Source organism: Clostridium simiarum (genome assembly GCF_018919175.1).
GTDB classification, from domain to species: domain Bacteria; phylum Bacillota; class Clostridia; order Clostridiales; family Clostridiaceae; genus Clostridium_L; species Clostridium_L simiarum.
Genome location: NZ_JAHLQL010000003.1, coordinates 286,740 through 304,524, shown reverse-complemented (window position 1 = coordinate 304,524; position 17,785 = coordinate 286,740). Strand labels below are relative to the sequence as shown.

At 31.4% G+C, this 17,785-nt stretch carries 15 protein-coding genes, 7 tRNA genes and 1 riboswitch; of the genes, 12 read left to right on the top strand and 10 right to left on the bottom strand.

Features of this window, described 5'->3' with window-relative positions:
- Positions 1 to 89 precede the first annotated feature (89 nt).
- Positions 90 to 270, bottom strand: a riboswitch (Lysine riboswitch).
- Between the two features lie 159 nt (positions 271 to 429).
- From KQI89_RS11325 to pgsA, 6 genes are all read right to left on the bottom strand, one after another.
- Complete coding sequence (locus tag KQI89_RS11325) at positions 430 to 1,380, bottom strand: ABC transporter ATP-binding protein (RefSeq protein ID WP_246583080.1); 951 nt, start codon at positions 1,378 to 1,380, stop codon at positions 430 to 432.
- Positions 1,373 to 2,050, bottom strand: a complete 678-nt coding sequence (locus KQI89_RS11320; RefSeq protein ID WP_216457152.1) for an ABC transporter ATP-binding protein — start codon at positions 2,048 to 2,050, stop codon at positions 1,373 to 1,375. Before KQI89_RS11320 ends, KQI89_RS11325 begins: the two co-directional genes overlap by 8 nt.
- Before the next feature lie 2 nt (positions 2,051 to 2,052).
- Positions 2,053 to 4,896: an ABC transporter permease gene (locus KQI89_RS11315; RefSeq protein ID WP_216457151.1), complete on the bottom strand. Its 2,844-nt coding sequence runs from the start codon at positions 4,894 to 4,896 to the stop codon at positions 2,053 to 2,055.
- A 13-nt stretch (positions 4,897 to 4,909) separates the two neighbouring features.
- Entirely contained in the window at positions 4,910 to 5,956 is a 1,047-nt protein-coding gene (locus KQI89_RS11310; RefSeq protein WP_216457150.1) for an efflux RND transporter periplasmic adaptor subunit, read from the bottom strand.
- Positions 5,957 to 6,129: 173 nt separating this feature from the next.
- Positions 6,130 to 7,302 carry an NAD(P)-dependent malic enzyme gene (locus KQI89_RS11305; RefSeq protein WP_216457149.1) on the bottom strand — a complete coding sequence of 391 codons (1,173 nt, stop codon included), beginning with the start codon at positions 7,300 to 7,302 and terminating at the stop codon, positions 6,130 to 6,132.
- A gap of 38 nt (positions 7,303 to 7,340) precedes the next feature.
- Positions 7,341 to 7,859 (bottom strand): CDP-diacylglycerol--glycerol-3-phosphate 3-phosphatidyltransferase, encoded by a 519-nt coding sequence (pgsA, locus tag KQI89_RS11300; RefSeq protein WP_032123358.1) that lies wholly within the window; start codon positions 7,857 to 7,859, stop codon positions 7,341 to 7,343.
- Between the two features lie 337 nt (positions 7,860 to 8,196).
- On the opposite strand from pgsA, the gene KQI89_RS11295 reads away from it, so the two are divergent.
- The 4 genes from KQI89_RS11295 to KQI89_RS11280 all read left to right on the top strand — a co-directional run bounded on the left by KQI89_RS11295 (position 8,197) and on the right by KQI89_RS11280 (position 12,165).
- The gene (locus KQI89_RS11295) at positions 8,197 to 9,615 is read left to right on the top strand and encodes an NAD(P)/FAD-dependent oxidoreductase (RefSeq protein WP_216457148.1); all 1,419 of its coding nucleotides are present in this window, start codon (positions 8,197 to 8,199) and stop codon (positions 9,613 to 9,615) included.
- Positions 9,616 to 9,641: 26 nt separating this feature from the next.
- On the top strand, positions 9,642 to 10,928 hold the full coding sequence (locus tag KQI89_RS11290; RefSeq protein ID WP_216457147.1) for an adenylosuccinate synthase: 1,287 nt from the start codon (positions 9,642 to 9,644) through the stop codon (positions 10,926 to 10,928).
- 178 nt (positions 10,929 to 11,106) lie between these two features.
- The gene (locus KQI89_RS11285; protein WP_032123361.1) at positions 11,107 to 11,292 is read left to right on the top strand and encodes a DUF1858 domain-containing protein; all 186 of its coding nucleotides are present in this window, start codon (positions 11,107 to 11,109) and stop codon (positions 11,290 to 11,292) included.
- A gap of 123 nt (positions 11,293 to 11,415) precedes the next feature.
- Positions 11,416 to 12,165 carry an acyl-[acyl-carrier-protein] thioesterase gene (locus tag KQI89_RS11280; protein ID WP_343216357.1) on the top strand — a complete coding sequence of 250 codons (750 nt, stop codon included), beginning with the start codon at positions 11,416 to 11,418 and terminating at the stop codon, positions 12,163 to 12,165.
- 87 nt (positions 12,166 to 12,252) lie between these two features.
- Here KQI89_RS11280 and KQI89_RS11275 read toward each other — a convergent pair whose 3' ends face one another.
- Positions 12,253 to 13,482, bottom strand: coding sequence for a BaiN/RdsA family NAD(P)/FAD-dependent oxidoreductase (locus tag KQI89_RS11275; protein ID WP_216457204.1), 1,230 nt, complete (start codon positions 13,480 to 13,482; stop codon positions 12,253 to 12,255).
- Entirely contained in the window at positions 13,472 to 14,308 is an 837-nt protein-coding gene (locus KQI89_RS11270; protein ID WP_216457146.1) for a nitrilase-related carbon-nitrogen hydrolase, read from the bottom strand. The genes KQI89_RS11275 and KQI89_RS11270 overlap by 11 nt, the downstream gene beginning before the upstream one ends.
- Before the next feature lie 159 nt (positions 14,309 to 14,467).
- Between KQI89_RS11270 and KQI89_RS11265 the strand changes: the two genes are divergently transcribed.
- The 8 genes from KQI89_RS11265 (at position 14,468) to KQI89_RS11230 (ending at position 15,605) form a co-directional block, all read left to right on the top strand.
- Positions 14,468 to 14,839: a CoA-binding protein gene (locus tag KQI89_RS11265; protein WP_216457145.1), complete on the top strand. Its 372-nt coding sequence runs from the start codon at positions 14,468 to 14,470 to the stop codon at positions 14,837 to 14,839.
- Between the two features lie 183 nt (positions 14,840 to 15,022).
- Positions 15,023 to 15,097: transfer RNA gene (locus KQI89_RS11260), tRNA-Glu, on the top strand.
- A 6-nt stretch (positions 15,098 to 15,103) separates the two neighbouring features.
- Positions 15,104 to 15,179, top strand: a tRNA-Val gene (locus KQI89_RS11255).
- Positions 15,180 to 15,187: 8 nt separating this feature from the next.
- Positions 15,188 to 15,264, top strand: a tRNA-Asp gene (locus KQI89_RS11250).
- Positions 15,265 to 15,283: 19 nt separating this feature from the next.
- Positions 15,284 to 15,358: transfer RNA gene (locus tag KQI89_RS11245), tRNA-Glu, on the top strand.
- Positions 15,359 to 15,364: 6 nt separating this feature from the next.
- A tRNA-Val gene (locus tag KQI89_RS11240) sits at positions 15,365 to 15,440 on the top strand.
- 8 nt (positions 15,441 to 15,448) lie between these two features.
- Positions 15,449 to 15,525: transfer RNA gene (locus tag KQI89_RS11235), tRNA-Asp, on the top strand.
- A 5-nt stretch (positions 15,526 to 15,530) separates the two neighbouring features.
- A tRNA-Thr gene (locus KQI89_RS11230) sits at positions 15,531 to 15,605 on the top strand.
- 33 nt (positions 15,606 to 15,638) lie between these two features.
- On the opposite strand, the gene KQI89_RS11225 is transcribed toward KQI89_RS11230, so the two are convergent.
- A complete protein-coding gene (locus KQI89_RS11225) occupies positions 15,639 to 16,619 on the bottom strand; it encodes an ATP-binding protein (RefSeq protein WP_032123366.1) in 981 nt (326 codons plus the stop codon).
- The gene (locus tag KQI89_RS11220; RefSeq protein WP_032123367.1) at positions 16,612 to 17,592 is read right to left on the bottom strand and encodes a DnaD domain protein; all 981 of its coding nucleotides are present in this window, start codon (positions 17,590 to 17,592) and stop codon (positions 16,612 to 16,614) included. The genes KQI89_RS11225 and KQI89_RS11220 overlap by 8 nt, the downstream gene beginning before the upstream one ends.
- Between the last annotated feature and the right edge of the window lie 193 nt (positions 17,593 to 17,785).

The window sequence follows — 17,785 nt, the reverse complement described above, 5'->3', positions numbered from 1 at the left end:
AAAAGAAATTTTTGATTCACTGAAAGATTTTCAGCCTATGGATTGCAATAAAAAAAGCTATCCATGCAATGAAAATCGAAAATTTTCATTGCATAAATAGCGCTCCATGTCCGTTAATCATGGCAAGAATTAAGTTTTGAACTTCATTCCCAAGGTATCACATAAGAACCTGTGATATCTTTCGGCAAATAAACCCTTCATTTTTAACTTTGGAGGTTCCTCTCCTTTTCATTTAAAAATTACCCATTTATTTGCGCCTCTATTTATGCTTAGTTGTTAAATTTTATTATAACTATATTTTAATTCTAATATCTATTTAGAACCTTGTCAATAATTTTTTAGAAAATTGGCTGATTTGCTTCAATAGAGAAAATTTACACAACAAATTATTTTTAAAGCAAAGGAGTTATAGGCTAATATTTTTTAATATTATGATGCATTTTCTTTATCTGGTGAACACAATATTATTTTTTCATCCTCAAGCTCTACTTTAATTTTATTCTTATCTTTTAAATTTAATGCCTCTAAATACTCTGAGGGTATTTGAAGTCTTCCAGCCTTATCTAATATTGCAAGTTCTATGTGAGTGTCTTTTGAATCAACTTGATCCTGAAGGCCTTCTTCTATATCTTTTAACTCCTCTGCATAGCTTATTTTCCTTATGAATTCACTACTGGTTTTACCATCTCTTATGGCCACTACTCTATCTACCTTAGAGGAAATCTGTCTATCGTGGGTTACTATTACTATAGTAAGACCGAGCTCTTTGTTAAGTTTTCTAAACAAATCTAGTATAAGATTTGAGGTTTTAGTATCTACAGAGCCTGTGGGTTCATCTGCTAAGAGAATTTTAGGTTCATTAGCTAAAGCTATTGCTATGGCTATTCTTTGTTGTTCTCCACCAGAAAGTTGGGATAAGGAGTTATTTTTTCTGTGAGACATAGAAACCATATCAAGGTATTTTAAGGCTTTTTCCCTTCTATTTTTTGCTTTACTTATAGATAGAGCTAGCTCAACATTTTCTAAAGCAGTAAGATAAGGAATTAAATTTCTTGCATTATTCTGCCAAACGAAACCTACAGTTTGTTTTTTATACTCTATAATTTCTTTTTTAGATAGCTTAAAAAGATCTTTACCGTCTACTATAAGCTTTCCAGCTGTAGGTATATCAAGACAACCTATCATGTTTAAGAGGGTGGACTTACCACTACCACTGTTACCTATTATAGCCATTAATTCTCCTTGTTCTATATTTAAATCTAGGCCTTGAAGGGCAACTACCTCTATATCATCAGAGGATTTATATATTTTTATTAGGTTTTCGCATTGCACCATATAATTGGTATCCTTTATTGTATCTTCACTCAATATATTATTCATCCACTATCTCACCGTCCTTTAAGGTGTATATGCAATCAGCTACATCTAACATGTTAGGATCATGAGTGGTCATTACAATGGTTATGTCTTCTGTAGATACTAGTTCTTTAAATACCTTTATAACCTGAAGACCTGTTAAAGTATCTAAAGCTGATGTGGGTTCGTCTGCAAATATTATTTTAGGTTTATGAGATATAGCTCTTGCGATGGCTACCCTTTGCATCTCTCCACCAGAAAGCTCTAAAGGCATATGAAGCTGTCTTTTTTTTAGACCTACAAGATCAAGACAATGCTCAATTCGAGATTTTCTATCTTTTAATTCGGGAGAAGATACCCTTAGAGCAAAATCAATATTTTCAAACACATTCATATTAGGCATAAGGGCACCACTTTGAAATACAAATCCTACATGAACACGTCTAAGATTAGTTTTTTCATTATCACTTAAAGAGTCTAATTTTTTTTCTTCAAAAAATATCTGACCAGAAGTAGGAGTGTCTATGGCTCCTAATAAATTTATTAAAGTGGTTTTACCAGATCCAGAACGTCCCCTTAATATGGTTAGAGATTTTTCTGGTATGGATATAGAAACATTTTTTAATGCGTTTATAGTCTCCTCTCCGGACTGATATTGCCTATTTAATTGGACTGTTTTCATTATAGCATTCATATCTAATCCTCCCCTAGCTTAAGTGCTTGGTCAATTTTTATTTGTTTTACTATTTTTGCGAGTATAAGCATTACTATAAATAGCACCATAAACATAAATAAAGTTAGATTAATGTAATTTGAAATATGAGATACTGGTCTGAAAGGTAATAATTTTTCTTTAGGATTGGAAGATAGATTTATCATTGGCAGATAAAGTGAACTTGCCAAACCTCCTATAAAAACTCCTAAAATTATAGATATACCTGATATTAATAGTTGTTCCCTTGCTAGTATTCCAATTATATTTTTCATAGATAAACCTATGGCTCTTAAGATTCCAAATTGAAGGGTTCTGTTTTTTATGGACAAGGTCCAATATATCAAAAATCCCATACAGGTTATTAGTATTGAAGATAAGAAACATAGATTTAAAGTACCGTTGGTTCCTTGAATTATAGGGTCATTTTTAATATTATATATTTGCTCATGAACGGTTTTTAAGCCTTCATATCCTATATCCTTATTTATTAGGTCTTTATAAATGGCATCATTGGAAGCTTTACTAGACTTTTTAAGCCATATTTCATAAGGTAGGGTCACGTTTAATTCCCTTACATAATTATAGTTCATTACTATAAGCCCAGGAAAGGCTTCTTTATTTGGATCATAAGATGGCCAATAATCCACAATGCCTAAGACATAGCATTGCATATTTAATGTTGCTCCAAATCTAACATAGACTTCACTTCCTAATTGGAGATTTAATGTTGCTCTTAAGTTCTCAGATATTAATATACCTTGAGGCTCTTGTGCTATCATGTTTAAATAGTGGTACCAGTGATAATTTAATAATTTGTAATCAAACCAAGCTGTTTTACCAAATTCATCTGGTATTACTGCAATAACTTGAGAGCGCATTGGAGATAAATTATCATTATAGCCTAATATTCCACCAGTACTTTTTAATACTTTAGTGGCACTTTCTACACCTTCTATTTCAGTATAAGGTTTAAAAGGAGGCTCTTTAAAAGGAACGTTATGTATAGCATCTTCTGCTGCGTCACCACCGGCAGATAGAGATATAACATTACCATCTTTGTCCATTACATCTGATAAAAGCCACCAAGGATTTAACACTATATCAGAACCAATAAGGTATTTAGCTTTATTTTCTGCCATTGTATTTATTGTAGAGGCGGATTTTAGGTTAAATATACCGATAGAAACAGTTAATATTAAAAATATCATAAGAAAGCTGTCCTTATTTTTATTTCTGCTTACATTAATAAGGGAAGTATAGGTGGTAGCAGACCATTTGTTTTTACCTATTTTGAATATAAAGCTTATTATATATGGATATATTCTAAGGCAAACTAGACCGAGGGATATTACAAATAAAGACATAGAAATATATAATAATGGTGAAATAGGTAGTTCGGTAGATCTAACAGAACTTTTGCTTATTAGTTTTTCTATATTTTTATAACTGTATAACGAATATATGGAGACAGCTAATAGTATAAAATCTAAGTAAAATCTCTGCCATAAAGGCTTATTACTTCTATGCTTTTTACGTTTTGTTTCTACAATTGTGCTTTTTGATAGGTTCATTATGGGTATTAAGGTTATAAGAAGGAATACTAAAGCTGTAACAAATGAATATCTCCATTCTTTTAAAGAGATATTAAGATCCAATGGCAATCTATTTACAAACTTTAAAAATCCATCAGAAGCCCCCAATAACCTACAAGCAAAAAGTGCTACAAAAGGGCCTATAATAGCACCTAAAAATGCCATCATGGAAAATTGTAGAAAATATAATAAAAATACTTGCGTATTACTACTACCTCTACTTTTTAATAGGGCTATTTCATTGCTATCTTTCTCCAATATTAATCTAGATAACATAAAAACATAAAGTAAGGCCATAAGAATTACTGGTGCTTGTAGGGTCCATAATGTAACTTTTAACCTACCTTGCTTATCTTGATATTTAGTTAATAGTTCATTCATTGGAAAGAAACAATCTAGATTATGATCATAAGTTAAGTTTTTTACAATTTTACTGTTAGTGCTTAAAAACCCTTTTAAATCAGATAGATTTATTTGGTTGTAATCCAAAGCAAAAAACCAGTCAATTAAAGAAATGTAACCATCATTTTCTAATAGGTAGTGATCCAAATAAACATCCTCATGCATAATAAGAGCGTTGGAATAGGAATGCTTTGTATCAAGCCAGTAATGATTTTTAAGATTATCAACTTGATATATACCTACTAATTTTACCTTTGCAAAATTAGTATTAGTACCTAATCTTCTTATGGAATAAATTTGATCTAATTTTAAGTCTAATACTTTTTGGGTTTTATCTGATATCATTACCTCATAAATATTGTCTTCTGTTGGTTTATCAGAGTAAAGTCTTCCTTCTACAATATTTATATTTTTATCTAGACCCGTTATAGTTTCTATACTAAAACTTGGACCTTGCTCGTCATAGGGTACTCCATTAGAATCTAATTTACCTATAAGAAGATCTTCAGTGCTCATAATGCATTTACTAGCTTGTATGGGTAAATTTAAGTTTTCTACAGAGGAAGATATGGTTTTATTTGATTCATTATAAAAGTCTATATATTCATTTGGAGTAATAAGATTAACACGTTTTCTTACAGAGAAGGTTCCAGGGTATAGCCCTTCTTTTTTACTGAATGACTCCATATCTTTCAAAAATACTCTTTTAAATATACCTGCAGAATACATAGGTACAGAAGAAACTATAGCTACTGAGAGGGTAAAGCCTAAGAGAAGACTTAAAAACAACCATTTATTTTTTAAGAATTTTCGATATAAAAATGCAATCATAATAGTCCCTCCCCTAATTAATTATTATTTCTTGGCCTTGTTCTAATCCCTCTAGTATTTCAACATCTTTTCCGTTATCAATTCCCATTTTAATAAATTTTTCTACTTTATCGTCCTTCTCTACTACTTTTACATAAGCGGCTTGATTAAAAAATTTAACTGCACTTTTAGGAACTATAAGTACATCCGACTTTTTATTAATGTTTATTTCTAATTGAACTTGAGCTCCTAGTTTAGGCTCTTTTGGCATGCTTTCAAGTGTGATTATAGCAGTTTGTTTTTTATCCTTTTTTTCTGTACTTTTAAGAAAAGATGTAACAGGAGAACCTTCATCTATACTTGATACTGTACCTTTTATTTCATCATCACCTATTTTGCAATTTGCCTCCATACCTACCTTTAAATTTTTCAAGTTTTCTCCTGAATATTCTACGATAAATTCAGAAGTATTGCTTACGGCAAATAAAGGCGTGGCTCCTCTTACCATATCACCTACAAGTAAGTCAGCCTTATAAGTTATAATGCCACTAGTAGGTGCTACTAATGTGGTTTTGGATAATTCTGTTTTTGTGTTTTGCAATTGTAATTCCTCAAGCTCTAAATCTAGTTTAGCGTTTTGCTTATCTGCGTCTGAGGCTTCAGGATTTGACGCTAGGCTGTCGTATCTTAATTTCACTTTTTTATATCTTATTTCTTGTTGTTTTAGCTTATTTTCTAGATCATCAGAGTCTAGCTGTGCTAATACATCGCCTTTTGACACTGAATCTCCAGGAGCAACGTTTATATTTTTTAAATAGCCAGATCTTCCATCAAAAGCACATAAAAATATATTTGTAGGCACCAGGTATCCAGTATCGTTAACATCGTGGGAAATGGTTCCTAGTTCTACTTTAGCAGTGTTTAAATTTGCTTGAGCACTTTTAATAAGTGGCGGTGCCATTACAGCTTCTTCTTTAGGAAATAAGTTACAACCACTTAGAATTGTTATGGTTGATAGTGAAACTAAAGAGAAGATGGCGGTTTTCTTCCAAGGATTAAGATTTTTTTTCTCTTTTTTCATTATATAGCCCCCCAATTTTGAAATTTAATATAAATATTAATGTTATATGAATATACGAAAAATTTAGACAATGGTTACAAATAGTTTACAAAAATATCATAAAATTCAAAAACATATAAAAAAGCAACAATTCCTAATTTAAGAATTGTTGCTTTTCATACTAAATATTAATTTTATATTCTAGCTACGCCGCTCTTTCTAGCTGCCTCTCTAACAGCTTCAGCTACCTTTGCTTGAACAGTTGTATCAAAGGATTTTGGCATTATATTTTCTTCATTTAATTCACTTTCATTAACAGAGTTAGCAATAGCATAAGCTGCGGCAAGCTTCATTTCTTCATTTATATCTTTAGCTCTTACATCTAAAGCTCCTCTGAATATTCCAGGGAAAGCAAGTACATTATTTATTTGGTTAGGAAAATCAGATCTTCCAGTACCTATAACTCTAGCACCAGCTTTTTTAGCATCCTCTGGGAAAATTTCTGGAATAGGATTTGCCATAGCAAATATTATGGCATCACTATTCATAGATTTTACCATTTCCTCATTTAGTGTATTAGGGGCGGATACTCCAACAAAAACATCTGAATTTTTTAATACTTCCTTTAAAGAACCTTGTTCTTTATTTGGGTTAGTAATTTTAGCTATTTCAGATTTTGAAGAGTTTAGATTTTCTCTTCCTTCAAAAATAGCTCCTGTTCTATCACAAAGAATTACATTTTTAACACCAGAAGATAGTAAAAGCCTTGTAATAGCAACACCAGCAGCTCCAGCTCCATTAACTATAACTTTTAAGTCTTCAAGTTTTTTATTAACTATTTTTAGTGCGTTTAATAAAGCGGATAAGGTTACTATGGCTGTACCATGTTGATCATCGTGAAATATAGGAATATCTAGTTTTTCCTTAAGTTTTTTCTCTATTTCAAAGCATCTTGGAGCAGAAATATCTTCAAGATTTATACCTCCAAAACTAGGAGCTATTCTTATTAAAGTTTCTACTATTTCATCTGTGTCTTTTGTGTCTAGTAGTATTGGAATAGCATCTACATCACCAAAAGTTTTAAAAAGTACTGATTTTCCTTCCATTACAGGTAAAGAACCTAGAGGTCCTATATCCCCAAGACCTAAAACAGCAGTACCATCAGAGGCAACTGCCACAGTATTCCATTTTCTTGTGTATATGTACGCCTTATTAGGATCTTTTTGAATTTCAAGACATGGCTGTGCGACTCCTGGTGTATAAGCAAGACTTAAATCTCTTGCATCCTTTACCTCAACTCTAGGAACCACCTCAAGTTTTCCTCTTTTTTCCTCATGGAATTTTAAAGCTTCATCATAAATAGACATTAGTATTCTCCTTTCGTAGAGTATATTTACAACAATTACTAGTTGTTGTTTTTTTGATTTTTCAAGTAAATGATTGCATAGTTTATTAATGCTATTATAGCACTAATCACAGCAATATCTAATAAAATCTTACCTATATTTTTATTAAAGGCTACGGTAAGTATGGAAACATAAAAAAGAACAGTAGAAGCTTTCCCAAAAAAGTTGGAAGGTATGACTGTATCTTTTTTATATAAAAATATGCCTGAAATTATCATTAGAACTTCTTTTGAACATACTATTATAAAAATTGAATAAGGTATAATTCCTTTGTATGATAAACTGAAAAGAACAGTTAAAAGCATTAGTTTATCTGCTAATGGGTCAAGCACTATACCCCACTTTGTAACCATGTCATATTTTCTTGCAATATATCCATCTAATACATCGGTAGCACCAGCTACTAAAAACACGACTATAGAGTATAATAAGTAATTAGGAACATTTGAAAAGAACACCACTAAGAAAACAGGTATAAGTAAAAGTCTAAAAATGGTTAACATATTAGGTATATTCATAATAAATTGTACTTATTAAAGTACTTTCACCTCCTTGAATTTTATGATAGTAAACTTCCTACAATAAGGTTATATTAATTAAAAGACCTATTATAACATATGAGTTCAATAGTAGGTTTTGTTACCATTCTCAAGTGAATTTTAAGTATATAATATCATATATCTTTATACTATTAAAGTTAATATTTCACTATATTATGTAGTAACATTAACTACTACAGAGTTGCTTTTTTAAGAAAATACATACGAATTATATCTGTTAATTAATGAAAAACATTCGTATTTTTTATTGACTTGAATTATTGCCTCTGCTACTATGTTATGGGAGGGTTGTAAAATGAATAATTTTTATGATGTTATTATTGTAGGAGCTGGTCCTGCAGGTATATTTACAGCTTTAGAAGTTACTAAACTCAATAAAGATTTATCTGTTTTAATAATAGATAAAGGAAGGAGTATAGAGAAGAGAACTTGCCCAGCTAGAACTCTTGGTAGATGTGTTAAATGTACTCCCTGTGGAATAACTTACGGATGGTCTGGAGCAGGAGCCTTTTCAGATGGTAAACTATCTTTAAGCCCTGAAGTAGGTGGAAGATTATTAGATTTTTATAGTGAAAAAGAAAGTAAGGAACTAATTAATTATTGTGATGATATATATTTAAGTTTTGGGGCAAATGAAAAGATTTATGGTATTAATAATGAAAGAGTAGAAGAAATAAAATATGAAGCAAGTAAACATAACATTAAATTAGTGGAGTGTCCTGTAAGGCATTTGGGAACTGAACTTGCTTATAATGTATTAAAAAGCATGTATGAGCATCTTGTAAACAAGACTAACACATCTTTTTTAGAACTTACAGAAGTGCAAGATGTTATATGCGAAAATAATGAAGTTAAAAAGGTTATAATTAATAATAAAGATGGAAAAAATATAGAGATTGAAGGAAAATATATAGTATTAGCGCCAGGGCGTGGAGGAGCTAGCTGGTTATCAGAAAAGGCTAGTAATCTTAATATAAAAGTTACCAACAATGCGGTGGATATAGGAGTAAGAGTAGAGGTACCAAATGCGGTTATTGATCACCTTACAAAAGATCTTTATGAAGCTAAACTAGTATATTACTCTGATACCTTTGAAAATAAAGTAAGAACCTTCTGTATGAATCCAGGAGGAGTTGTGTCGGAAGAACATTATGATGATGGACAGATATCTGTAGTTAATGGACATAGTTATTCAGAAAAAGAATTAAGAACAGAAAATACTAATTTTGCAGTACTTGTCTCCACAACCTTTACAGAACCTTTTAATGAACCAATTAATTACGGTAAATATATAGCTAAATTAGGTAATATGTTAACAGGTGGAGGCATAATGGTTCAAAGATTAGGAGATTTATTAAGTGGTAGAAGAACAGATGCTGATAGATTAAAGAAATCTACTACCATTCCCACATTAAAGTCAGCAGTACCAGGGGATTTAAGTTTTGTTTTACCTCAAAGGCATTTAACTTCTATAGTAGAAGCACTAAAAGCCTTTGATAAGATAGCTCCAGGACTTTATAGTAAAAACACCCTTTTATATGGAGTAGAAGTTAAATTTTATTCTAGTAAATTTGAAACAAATAATAAGTTTGAAACAGAAATAAAAAACTTATACACCATAGGTGATGGAGCAGGAGTGACTAGGGGGCTTATGCAAGCTTCCGTTACTGGAGTAGTGGTAGCTAGAGACATAGTAACTAAAGAAAAAAATTAATATTTAATTGAAATGGAGTGATATTAATGTCAGCTTTTATAGTATTAGGTGCACAATGGGGAGACGAAGGAAAGGGCAAGATGACAGATTACCTTGCGGAATCTGCAGATGTGGTTGTGAGATATCAAGGTGGGAATAATGCAGGTCACACTGTAGAGGTAGGAGATAAACAGTATAAGTTGCATCTTATACCTTCAGGTGTGCTATATGATAATAAGTTAAATATTATAGGTAACGGTGTAGTAGTTGATCCAAAGGCTTTCTTTGATGAAATAGAATATCTAGAAAGTCTAGGTGTAAACATAACAAGAGAAAAATTAGTAGTTAGTGATAGGGCTCATATCATATTACCATATCACAAAACCTTAGATGTTCTAAAAGAAAAAGCTAGAGGAAAAAATGATATAGGTACCACAGGAAAAGGTATAGGCCCTTGCTATACAGATAAGTTTGAAAGAAGTGGTATCAGAGTATGTGATTTCATAAAGCCTGAAGTATTCAAAGAAAAATTAAAGGCTAATATAGAGCTTAAAAATGAATATATAGTTAAAGTATTAGGCGGAGAAGCTTTAAACTTTGAAGAAGTATATGAAGAGTATAGTAAATATGCAGAAAGATTAAAGATTTTTGTAGAGGATACTTCTGTAAGGGTATATGATGAAATAAAGAAGGATAAAAAGGTGTTATTTGAAGGTGCTCAAGGAATGCTTTTAGATATAGATTATGGAACATATCCTTATGTAACATCCTCAAACACTACAGCAGGTGGAGTATCTAATGGTGTTGGCATAGGACCTACTATGATAACTAATGCTATAGGTATAGCTAAGGCTTACACAACTAGAGTAGGAAAGGGACCTTTCCCTACAGAACTTATAGATGAAACAGGAGATTGGATAAGAGAAAAGGGCCATGAGTATGGAGTAACTACTGGAAGATCTAGAAGATGTGGATGGCTTGACTTAGTAATACTAAAGACTACAGCTAGAGTGTCTGGGCTTACAAGCTTTGCAGTAACTAAGATAGATACTTTAGCAGGGCTTGATAAAATAAAAATTTGTGTAGGATATAAGTTTGAAGATAAGGTTATAGATTATTTTCCTGCAAGTTTAGAAGATCTTGCTAAGTGTGAACCAATTTATGAAGAATTTGATGGTTGGGATGATTCAGTGGCAGAAGCTAGAAGTTATGATGAACTTCCAGATAATGCGAAGATTTATCTAAAGAGAATAGAAGATTTTACAGGAATAAAGGTATCTATAGTGTCTGTAGGACCAAGAAGAGATCAAACAATAATGGTAAGTGATATCTAAATATAATTTTATAGCCCTTCAGATTTAACTGAAGGGCATTTAGTCTTTCAAATAAATAGTATAAAGTATTAAGTTAAATTTACATTTAGGGAATATCTTACAGCATTTCTATTGTATAAAGTAGCTCTGAGGGGTATAATAAGATATTATATTCTTTAAGAAAAAGGAGTTGATATACATGGAAATTTCAAAGGATATGACAATAGGAGAAATAGTTAGACAATATCCAGAAACTATTGAGGTTTTAATGAGTTTTGGTATGGGTTGTGTTGGATGTCCAGCATCCCAAATGGAAACTTTAGAAGAAGCTGCTATGGTACATGGGTTTGATGTAGAAGAATTACTGAATGCTCTTAATGCATAGTAGAATTTAATATAAGTTAACAATAAGTGATTTGCCTTAAATCTTTAAAAGATAATCAGATTTGGGTAAATCACCTTTGTATTTATAAGGACTTATTTTTTAGTATTTCTAGGAGGGGTTTAAGTGAGAGGTGTTATTACAGAAAAACAATATGAAATATACTATCATGATATAGATTATAATAGAAAAGCTCTTATAACATCCCTAGTGAATTTTTTGGGAGATGTGGCAACTTATCAAAGTGAAGAACTAGGAGTAGGCATTGACTATCTTATGAAAAATGAGGTTGCTTGGGTGCTATATAAATGGGATATTGATATAAAAGAATTTCCTACATATGGTGATAAAATAACTGTTAAAACTAGTGCTTTTTCCTTAAAAAAATTCTATGCCTTTAGAGAGCATGAAATTTGTAATGATAAGGGACAAGTAATAGGTACTGCCAAATCTATATGGTTTTTAATTAATTTTAAAAAGAGAAGACCTGTTAAGATTTTAAAAAGATTTTATGAGGTTTATGAAATTGATGAAAATTGTAAAGAAGAGCTACATATAGATGATATAAATGAGCTAAGCAGAGTAGATCATGAGCAGAGTTTTACTATAAGATATAGTGACATAGATACCAATAAGCATGTTAATAATGCAAAATATATTTCCTGGGCTATAGAAGCAGTACCTTTAGATGTGATACTAAAATATAGATTAGAGAGAGTAAAGGTAACATATCAAAAAGAGACAACCTATGGTCATAGTATAAATTCTAAGGTTCAAGTGGAGGATAAAGATGATTCCATGTACTGTATACATAGAATATTTGATGAGGAAGGAAAAGAACTTACACTCTTAGAGACATTTTGGAAAAAACAGTAGGAGTTATTTTCTTATTTTAAATATAATAAATATATTAAAAACTACTGGATTACTTAGTCAAAAATCCAGTAGTTTTTGTTTGGTTTATTATATTGATTTAGCTACTACAGCTGCGGAGCTCCAAGCCCATTGTAAGTTAAAACCTCCACAGTCACCATCCACGTCTATTATTTCTCCACAGAAAAATAGATTTTTTACAATCTTGGATTCTAAAGTTACAGGAGATATCTCATTTGTATTCACTCCTCCAGCGGTAACTTGAGAGCTTGAAAAAGAATTTGTATCAATAACTTTAAACTTCCAGCACTTTAGCGTATTAATTAATCTATCTCTTTCTTTCCAATCTAGCTGATAGCAGGGAGTATGGATATCTGATATACCACATTCCTTTAAGAATATAGGTATAAGTTTTTTGTTTATTATGCCTATAAAAGATTCATAGATACTTCTATAAGAAAAAAGACCCCAGTGATTTTCTAAAAATATAGTTAGCTCTTCTTTTGAGGTATTAGGCATCATATCTATAGTTATATTTACTTCTTTATTTTTATTTAATCCCTTAGAAGCTATTCTGCTTAATTGTAGTATAGGTGGCCCTGAAACACCGTAATCTGTAAAAAGGACTTCGCCTATCTCTTCTCTTATAATTTTATCATCTAACAAGATAGAAGCCTTTCCGTCAAACTTTATACCAGATAAAGCCTTTAGATTTTTATAATTCAGTTTTAATTGAACTAAGGCAGGTACAGGAGTAATTATACTATGGCCTAGACTTTCAGCTAATTTGTATCCAGAACCATCAGAACCTGTATTTGCTGCTGACTTACCTCCTGTTGCTATTATTAGACTTTTGCAAGAAAACTCTTCCTCAGAATTAGTTTTTATTAAAAATCCTTTTTTTGAGGATGTTATTTTATTTACTTTATTTCCTAGGTATACAGGTATGTTTTTATCCTCTAGGGACATTCTTAATATATCTAACACTGAAGTGGCTTGTAGTGACATAGGGTACATTTTACCACCTTCTAAGTTTATAATTGGTAATCCCATAGAGTAAAAAGTATTTACAGTATCTTCTACAGTAAAGCTGTCTAGTACATAGTGAAAAAATTCATTTTCTTCACTATGGTAAGCTAAGTATGGTTTTTTTATAGTATTGTTAGTAATATTGCATCTACCATTACCAGTAGTTAGAATTTTTTTGCCTATTCTATCACTACTTTCAATAATGGCTATATCTTTACCAAAATCTTTAGCAACTATGGAGGCAAATATGCCAGAGGCACCTCCACCTATTATTAAAATATCATGATACATCATGAGAAACCTCTCCTTCGTTGATTATAGCAATATCTGAAGTAAGTCCTTTTATATAAAGGTTATTTCTTCTATCTTTTTTTAATGCAAAGTTTTCTCTTAGAGTTGTTACTTCTTCTATATTAATGTCTTCATAAACTAAATCTTCACTATGGGATAAGCTTTTCAGAACTTCCCCTAAAGGTGATATTATCATAGAATCCCCAGAATAATAATTGCTTCCAAAGAACCCCACTTTGTTCACACCGACTATATAACATTGATTTTCCATAGCTCTGGATTTTAACTGGGTAATCCAGGCGTTATTTCTTTTTTCAGGCCAATTAGCTATAACTAATATAAGTTCAGCTTTTTTACTTAAAACCTGATAAAGCTCTGGAAATCTCAAGTCGTAGCAAATTGTACTTCCTACAACAAAATCCTTTAATTTGGTTAGGGTAAAAGAATCTCCAGCTATATAATAATTTGATTCTTCGCCATATGAAAAAGGATGGAGCTTTGAGTATTTGCTTAAAACTTCACCTTTGTTTGATATTATAACTAAATTGTTTAGTCCTTTTTCACCACATTTTTCTGTATATCCAAAAGCGATATTTATATTATACTCTATAGCCTTTTCAGAGAACCATTTTACTGATGGAGATTGTTTAGGAGGACCTTCTGCTATATTTTCTATATTCATTGAAAATCCTGTAAGTGTCATTTCAGGAAACACTAAAAGCTCAATAGAGTTATCTTTAGCTCTTTTAAGAAAATCTTCACATTTTAACAGGTTTGCACCCTTGTTTTCCCAAGCTATATCTATTTGACCTAACCCAACTCTCATAATTTTAACCACCTTTTTATAGTTATGAATTTAATTTTACAATATGTAAATAATAAAGACTACAACTATTATAAAATTTAACATTATCTTTAAACATAAATCCTTGTAAGTAAGATATAATTTAATTAATATTCTAATTATTTGGAGGTGTGTAGTGTTATGCAAGCTAAGGATTTTATGAAATATAAAAATTGGGTAGTGGTTGGAGATGTTTTAAACCAAAGCAAATTTGCATATAAGATATTAAATAGGTTAAAGGCTTCAGATTATAACGTAAAAGGGGTTAACCCTAAGTCTGAAAGTAATGAGGTTTATAAGAGTGTTAAGGATGTACCTTATGCTGTTGATGTGTTAGATCTTTGTATACATCCATCAAAGGGTATAAACGTAGTAAAGGAAGCTAAAGAGGTAGGTATAAAATATATACTTATTCAACCAGGAGCAGAAAGCAAAGAAATAATAGATTTTTGCAGAGAAAATGAAATAACAGCTATAGAAGGTTGCGCATTAGTGGAACTTTCAAAAATGTAAAAATTAAGGTTTATGAGATTTAATGTGGTTTTATGAGTTTAAAACAGCTATAAAGCCACATTTTCCTAAAAAATAAACAAAAATAAAATAATTTTAAAAAAATATGTTGACATAGGAAGATTTTTTATGTATTATAGTCTATGTCAGGTTTGCAAATAAAGCGACTAGACAAAAGTGAAATATGGCTCCTTGGTCAAGCGGTTAAGACACCACCCTTTCACGGTGGTATCAGGGGTTCGATTCCCCTAGGAGTCACCATAATGTGGGAGCATAGCTCAGCTGGGAGAGCATCTGCCTTACAAGCAGAGGGTCACAGGTTCGATCCCTGTTGTTCCCACCACTATATATGGCCCAGTGGCTCAGTTGGTTAGAGTGCCGGCCTGTCACGCCGGAGGTCGAGGGTTCGAGTCCCTTCTGGGTCGCCATATAAAACTTAATAAACCTGGCTCCTTGGTCAAGCGGTTAAGACACCACCCTTTCACGGTGGTATCAGGGGTTCGATTCCCCTAGGAGTCACCATAATGTGGGAGCATAGCTCAGCTGGGAGAGCATCTGCCTTACAAGCAGAGGGTCACAGGTTCGATCCCTGTTGTTCCCACCACTATATATGGCCCAGTGGCTCAGTTGGTTAGAGTGCCGGCCTGTCACGCCGGAGGTCGAGGGTTCGAGTCCCTTCTGGGTCGCCAAATTTGCTGGCATGGCTCAACGGTAGAGCAGCTGACTTGTAATCAGCAGGTTGTAGGTTCGATTCCTATTGCCAGCTCCAAAAAAAAGACTTCTAATTTTAGAAGTCTTTTTTTTATATTATTTTATTTAAATTTTTTGAAACTCTTATGTCCTCACAGTAGAATTTGTTTATATCAAAATTTCCTAAGAGTCTAGAAGTTATTCTTTCAGAATAATTTTGAAGAAGTTGTTCTAGGGTAAGATTAGTAGATATAATCATTTTCTTCTTGTTTAATAATTTTTTATTTAAAAGATTAAAAAACTCCGTTCTAGTAAAATCAGTGATAGACTCTGAGCCTAAATCATCTATTATAAGCAAATCACAGTTAAATATAAGCTGATCTAAGTTTTTATTTTCATTAAATCTTAAATCTTTAAGATTTTTCATCAACTCATCAGAAGTTCTATAAACTACTAAGTATCCCTTATCTAATAATTCCTTGGCTATACAGTTAGATAAGAAAGTTTTTCCTGTGCCAGAATTTCCATAAAACAAAAGATTGTCATTATGATATCTAAATCTATCTATATATGCTAAAGATTTATTATATATTTTTTCTATATTTTTTCTAGGTGTATCTTTTTCGCTTCCTATTCTATAGTTAGGATAAAGATTAAAATCAAAGGTCTTAAAATTATTAATCTTTGTAAGTTCCTCTAATTGAGAGTCATTATAGTGAAGTTGAATTAATTTTTGTTTATAGCAAATACATTTTTCAGCACCTATAAACCCTGTATCCTTACATCTAGGGCATCTATAATGAAGGTTTAAGTAATTCATATTATATCCTAAATTTACTAACATTTCGGATTTTTTAACTCTAAGATCTGTTATAGATTCTCTAAGCCTTATTAAATACTCATCCCTATTTTCTATGTCTTTCATAGCACTTATAGCTAATTCTATGGAAAGTTTGCCAATTTTATTTTCAATGTCCAATATTTTAGGAGCCTTCTCTTTAATCTCTGCTCTTCTTTTTTGGAGAGCCTGATTTTCCTCTTCTCTTATATTTTCATATATTTTCATTACAGACTCTTGATATCCCTTAATCATCCTTATCCCATCCTAACAATTTTCTTTCTAACTCATCAAAGTTGTAGACTCTTTGATCAAAGTTATTAAATGTGCTGTTTTTATTGTTATTATTATAGTTATTAGTTTTCTTATAATTTACTCTTCTAGCATCCTTTTCTGAAATATCCTGTAAGGTTTTTATATTATCCTTATGCCAACTATTAAGTATGCCATCAATATATTTAAAGTCTGCACGATTTAACCTTTCAAAACAGATAGAACAAGCTTTTTCGATAATCTCAACAGGAAAATTGTATTGATTTACCCATTTATTTAGCATTTCCTCTTGAGGTTTCATTATATCAGCATCTTTTATACCTAGATAATTAAGTATTCTTCTATATTTATTCCACTTCTCTTCATGTCTTTTTATATATAATTGAGCATCATCTATAGTCTTTATATTGGAATCAAACCAAGACAAAGCTACCTTTTCAAAATACCTATAATCAGATTTACCTTTTGATATGCAATATTGAATAAGTAGAAGTATCATCTCAAGAGAAAAATTTAGATCTCTCTCCCAACTTATATAAGTAGACATTTCTTTTGGAGATAAAGGTCTAGCTAAGAGCTTTTCTACCTCCTGTAACATATCTTTTACAGAAGAATTGTTTAGTTCCTCCAGTAGGCTTACTTTTGAACTTTCTTGTTCCTCTCCAAGATTAACAAATTCCACATTAAAATTCCCCATTTTATCTATGGGGATAAGCCTTAGAACACCTTCATCATTCCAGTAATTTAAAGCATTCATAATATCTGACTCTAACAAGTTTAAAGCAGAAGCTAGAATGGTAGAGTTAACTCCAATCTCTCCAGATACACTATACTTTAGTAATAATAAATAAACTTTTATAAATTCACCCCTAGCTTTTGGCATATGTTTTTCTATGAAAATATTGCTTACAGGGGTAGTGCTTAAAGCCGAATTTTTAAGCATGAAGGTACTCATTAAATCCCAACCTTTCTCATTACAATACCATTTTAGGTTGCTTTAATAATTTTATAGTAAAGTAAGGTTTATGTAAATAGTAACACAAAATATTATGTCCATGAATATTTTTACTTTAAAGTGGTTAGATTAAAGGAGAATGCGTTAGCATGAAAAATAATGAAGTATATCCTTAAAACTCTTTATCCTATGA

What these genes read in the sequence shown, in the direction of transcription:
- KQI89_RS11325 (WP_246583080.1), bottom strand. Translation starts at nt 1,380, where the DNA reads ATGAATAATATATTGAGTGAAGATACAATAAAGGATACCAATTATATG.
- KQI89_RS11320 (WP_216457152.1), bottom strand. Translation starts at nt 2,050, where the DNA reads ATGAATGCTATAATGAAAACAGTCCAATTAAATAGGCAATATCAGTCC.
- KQI89_RS11315 (WP_216457151.1), bottom strand. Translation starts at nt 4,896, where the DNA reads ATGATTGCATTTTTATATCGAAAATTCTTAAAAAATAAATGGTTGTTT.
- KQI89_RS11310 (WP_216457150.1), bottom strand. Translation starts at nt 5,956, where the DNA reads ATGAAAAAAGAGAAAAAAAATCTTAATCCTTGGAAGAAAACCGCCATC.
- KQI89_RS11305 (WP_216457149.1), bottom strand. Translation starts at nt 7,302, where the DNA reads ATGTCTATTTATGATGAAGCTTTAAAATTCCATGAGGAAAAAAGAGGA.
- pgsA (WP_032123358.1), bottom strand. Translation starts at nt 7,859, where the DNA reads ATGAATATACCTAATATGTTAACCATTTTTAGACTTTTACTTATACCT.
- KQI89_RS11295 (WP_216457148.1), top strand. Translation starts at nt 8,197, where the DNA reads ATGAATAATTTTTATGATGTTATTATTGTAGGAGCTGGTCCTGCAGGT.
- KQI89_RS11290 (WP_216457147.1), top strand. Translation starts at nt 9,642, where the DNA reads ATGTCAGCTTTTATAGTATTAGGTGCACAATGGGGAGACGAAGGAAAG.
- KQI89_RS11285 (WP_032123361.1), top strand. Translation starts at nt 11,107, where the DNA reads ATGGAAATTTCAAAGGATATGACAATAGGAGAAATAGTTAGACAATAT.
- KQI89_RS11275 (WP_216457204.1), bottom strand. Translation starts at nt 13,482, where the DNA reads ATGTATCATGATATTTTAATAATAGGTGGAGGTGCCTCTGGCATATTT.
- KQI89_RS11270 (WP_216457146.1), bottom strand. Translation starts at nt 14,308, where the DNA reads ATGAGAGTTGGGTTAGGTCAAATAGATATAGCTTGGGAAAACAAGGGT.
- KQI89_RS11265 (WP_216457145.1), top strand. Translation starts at nt 14,468, where the DNA reads ATGCAAGCTAAGGATTTTATGAAATATAAAAATTGGGTAGTGGTTGGA.
- KQI89_RS11225 (WP_032123366.1), bottom strand. Translation starts at nt 16,619, where the DNA reads ATGATTAAGGGATATCAAGAGTCTGTAATGAAAATATATGAAAATATA.
- KQI89_RS11220 (WP_032123367.1), bottom strand. Translation starts at nt 17,592, where the DNA reads ATGAGTACCTTCATGCTTAAAAATTCGGCTTTAAGCACTACCCCTGTA.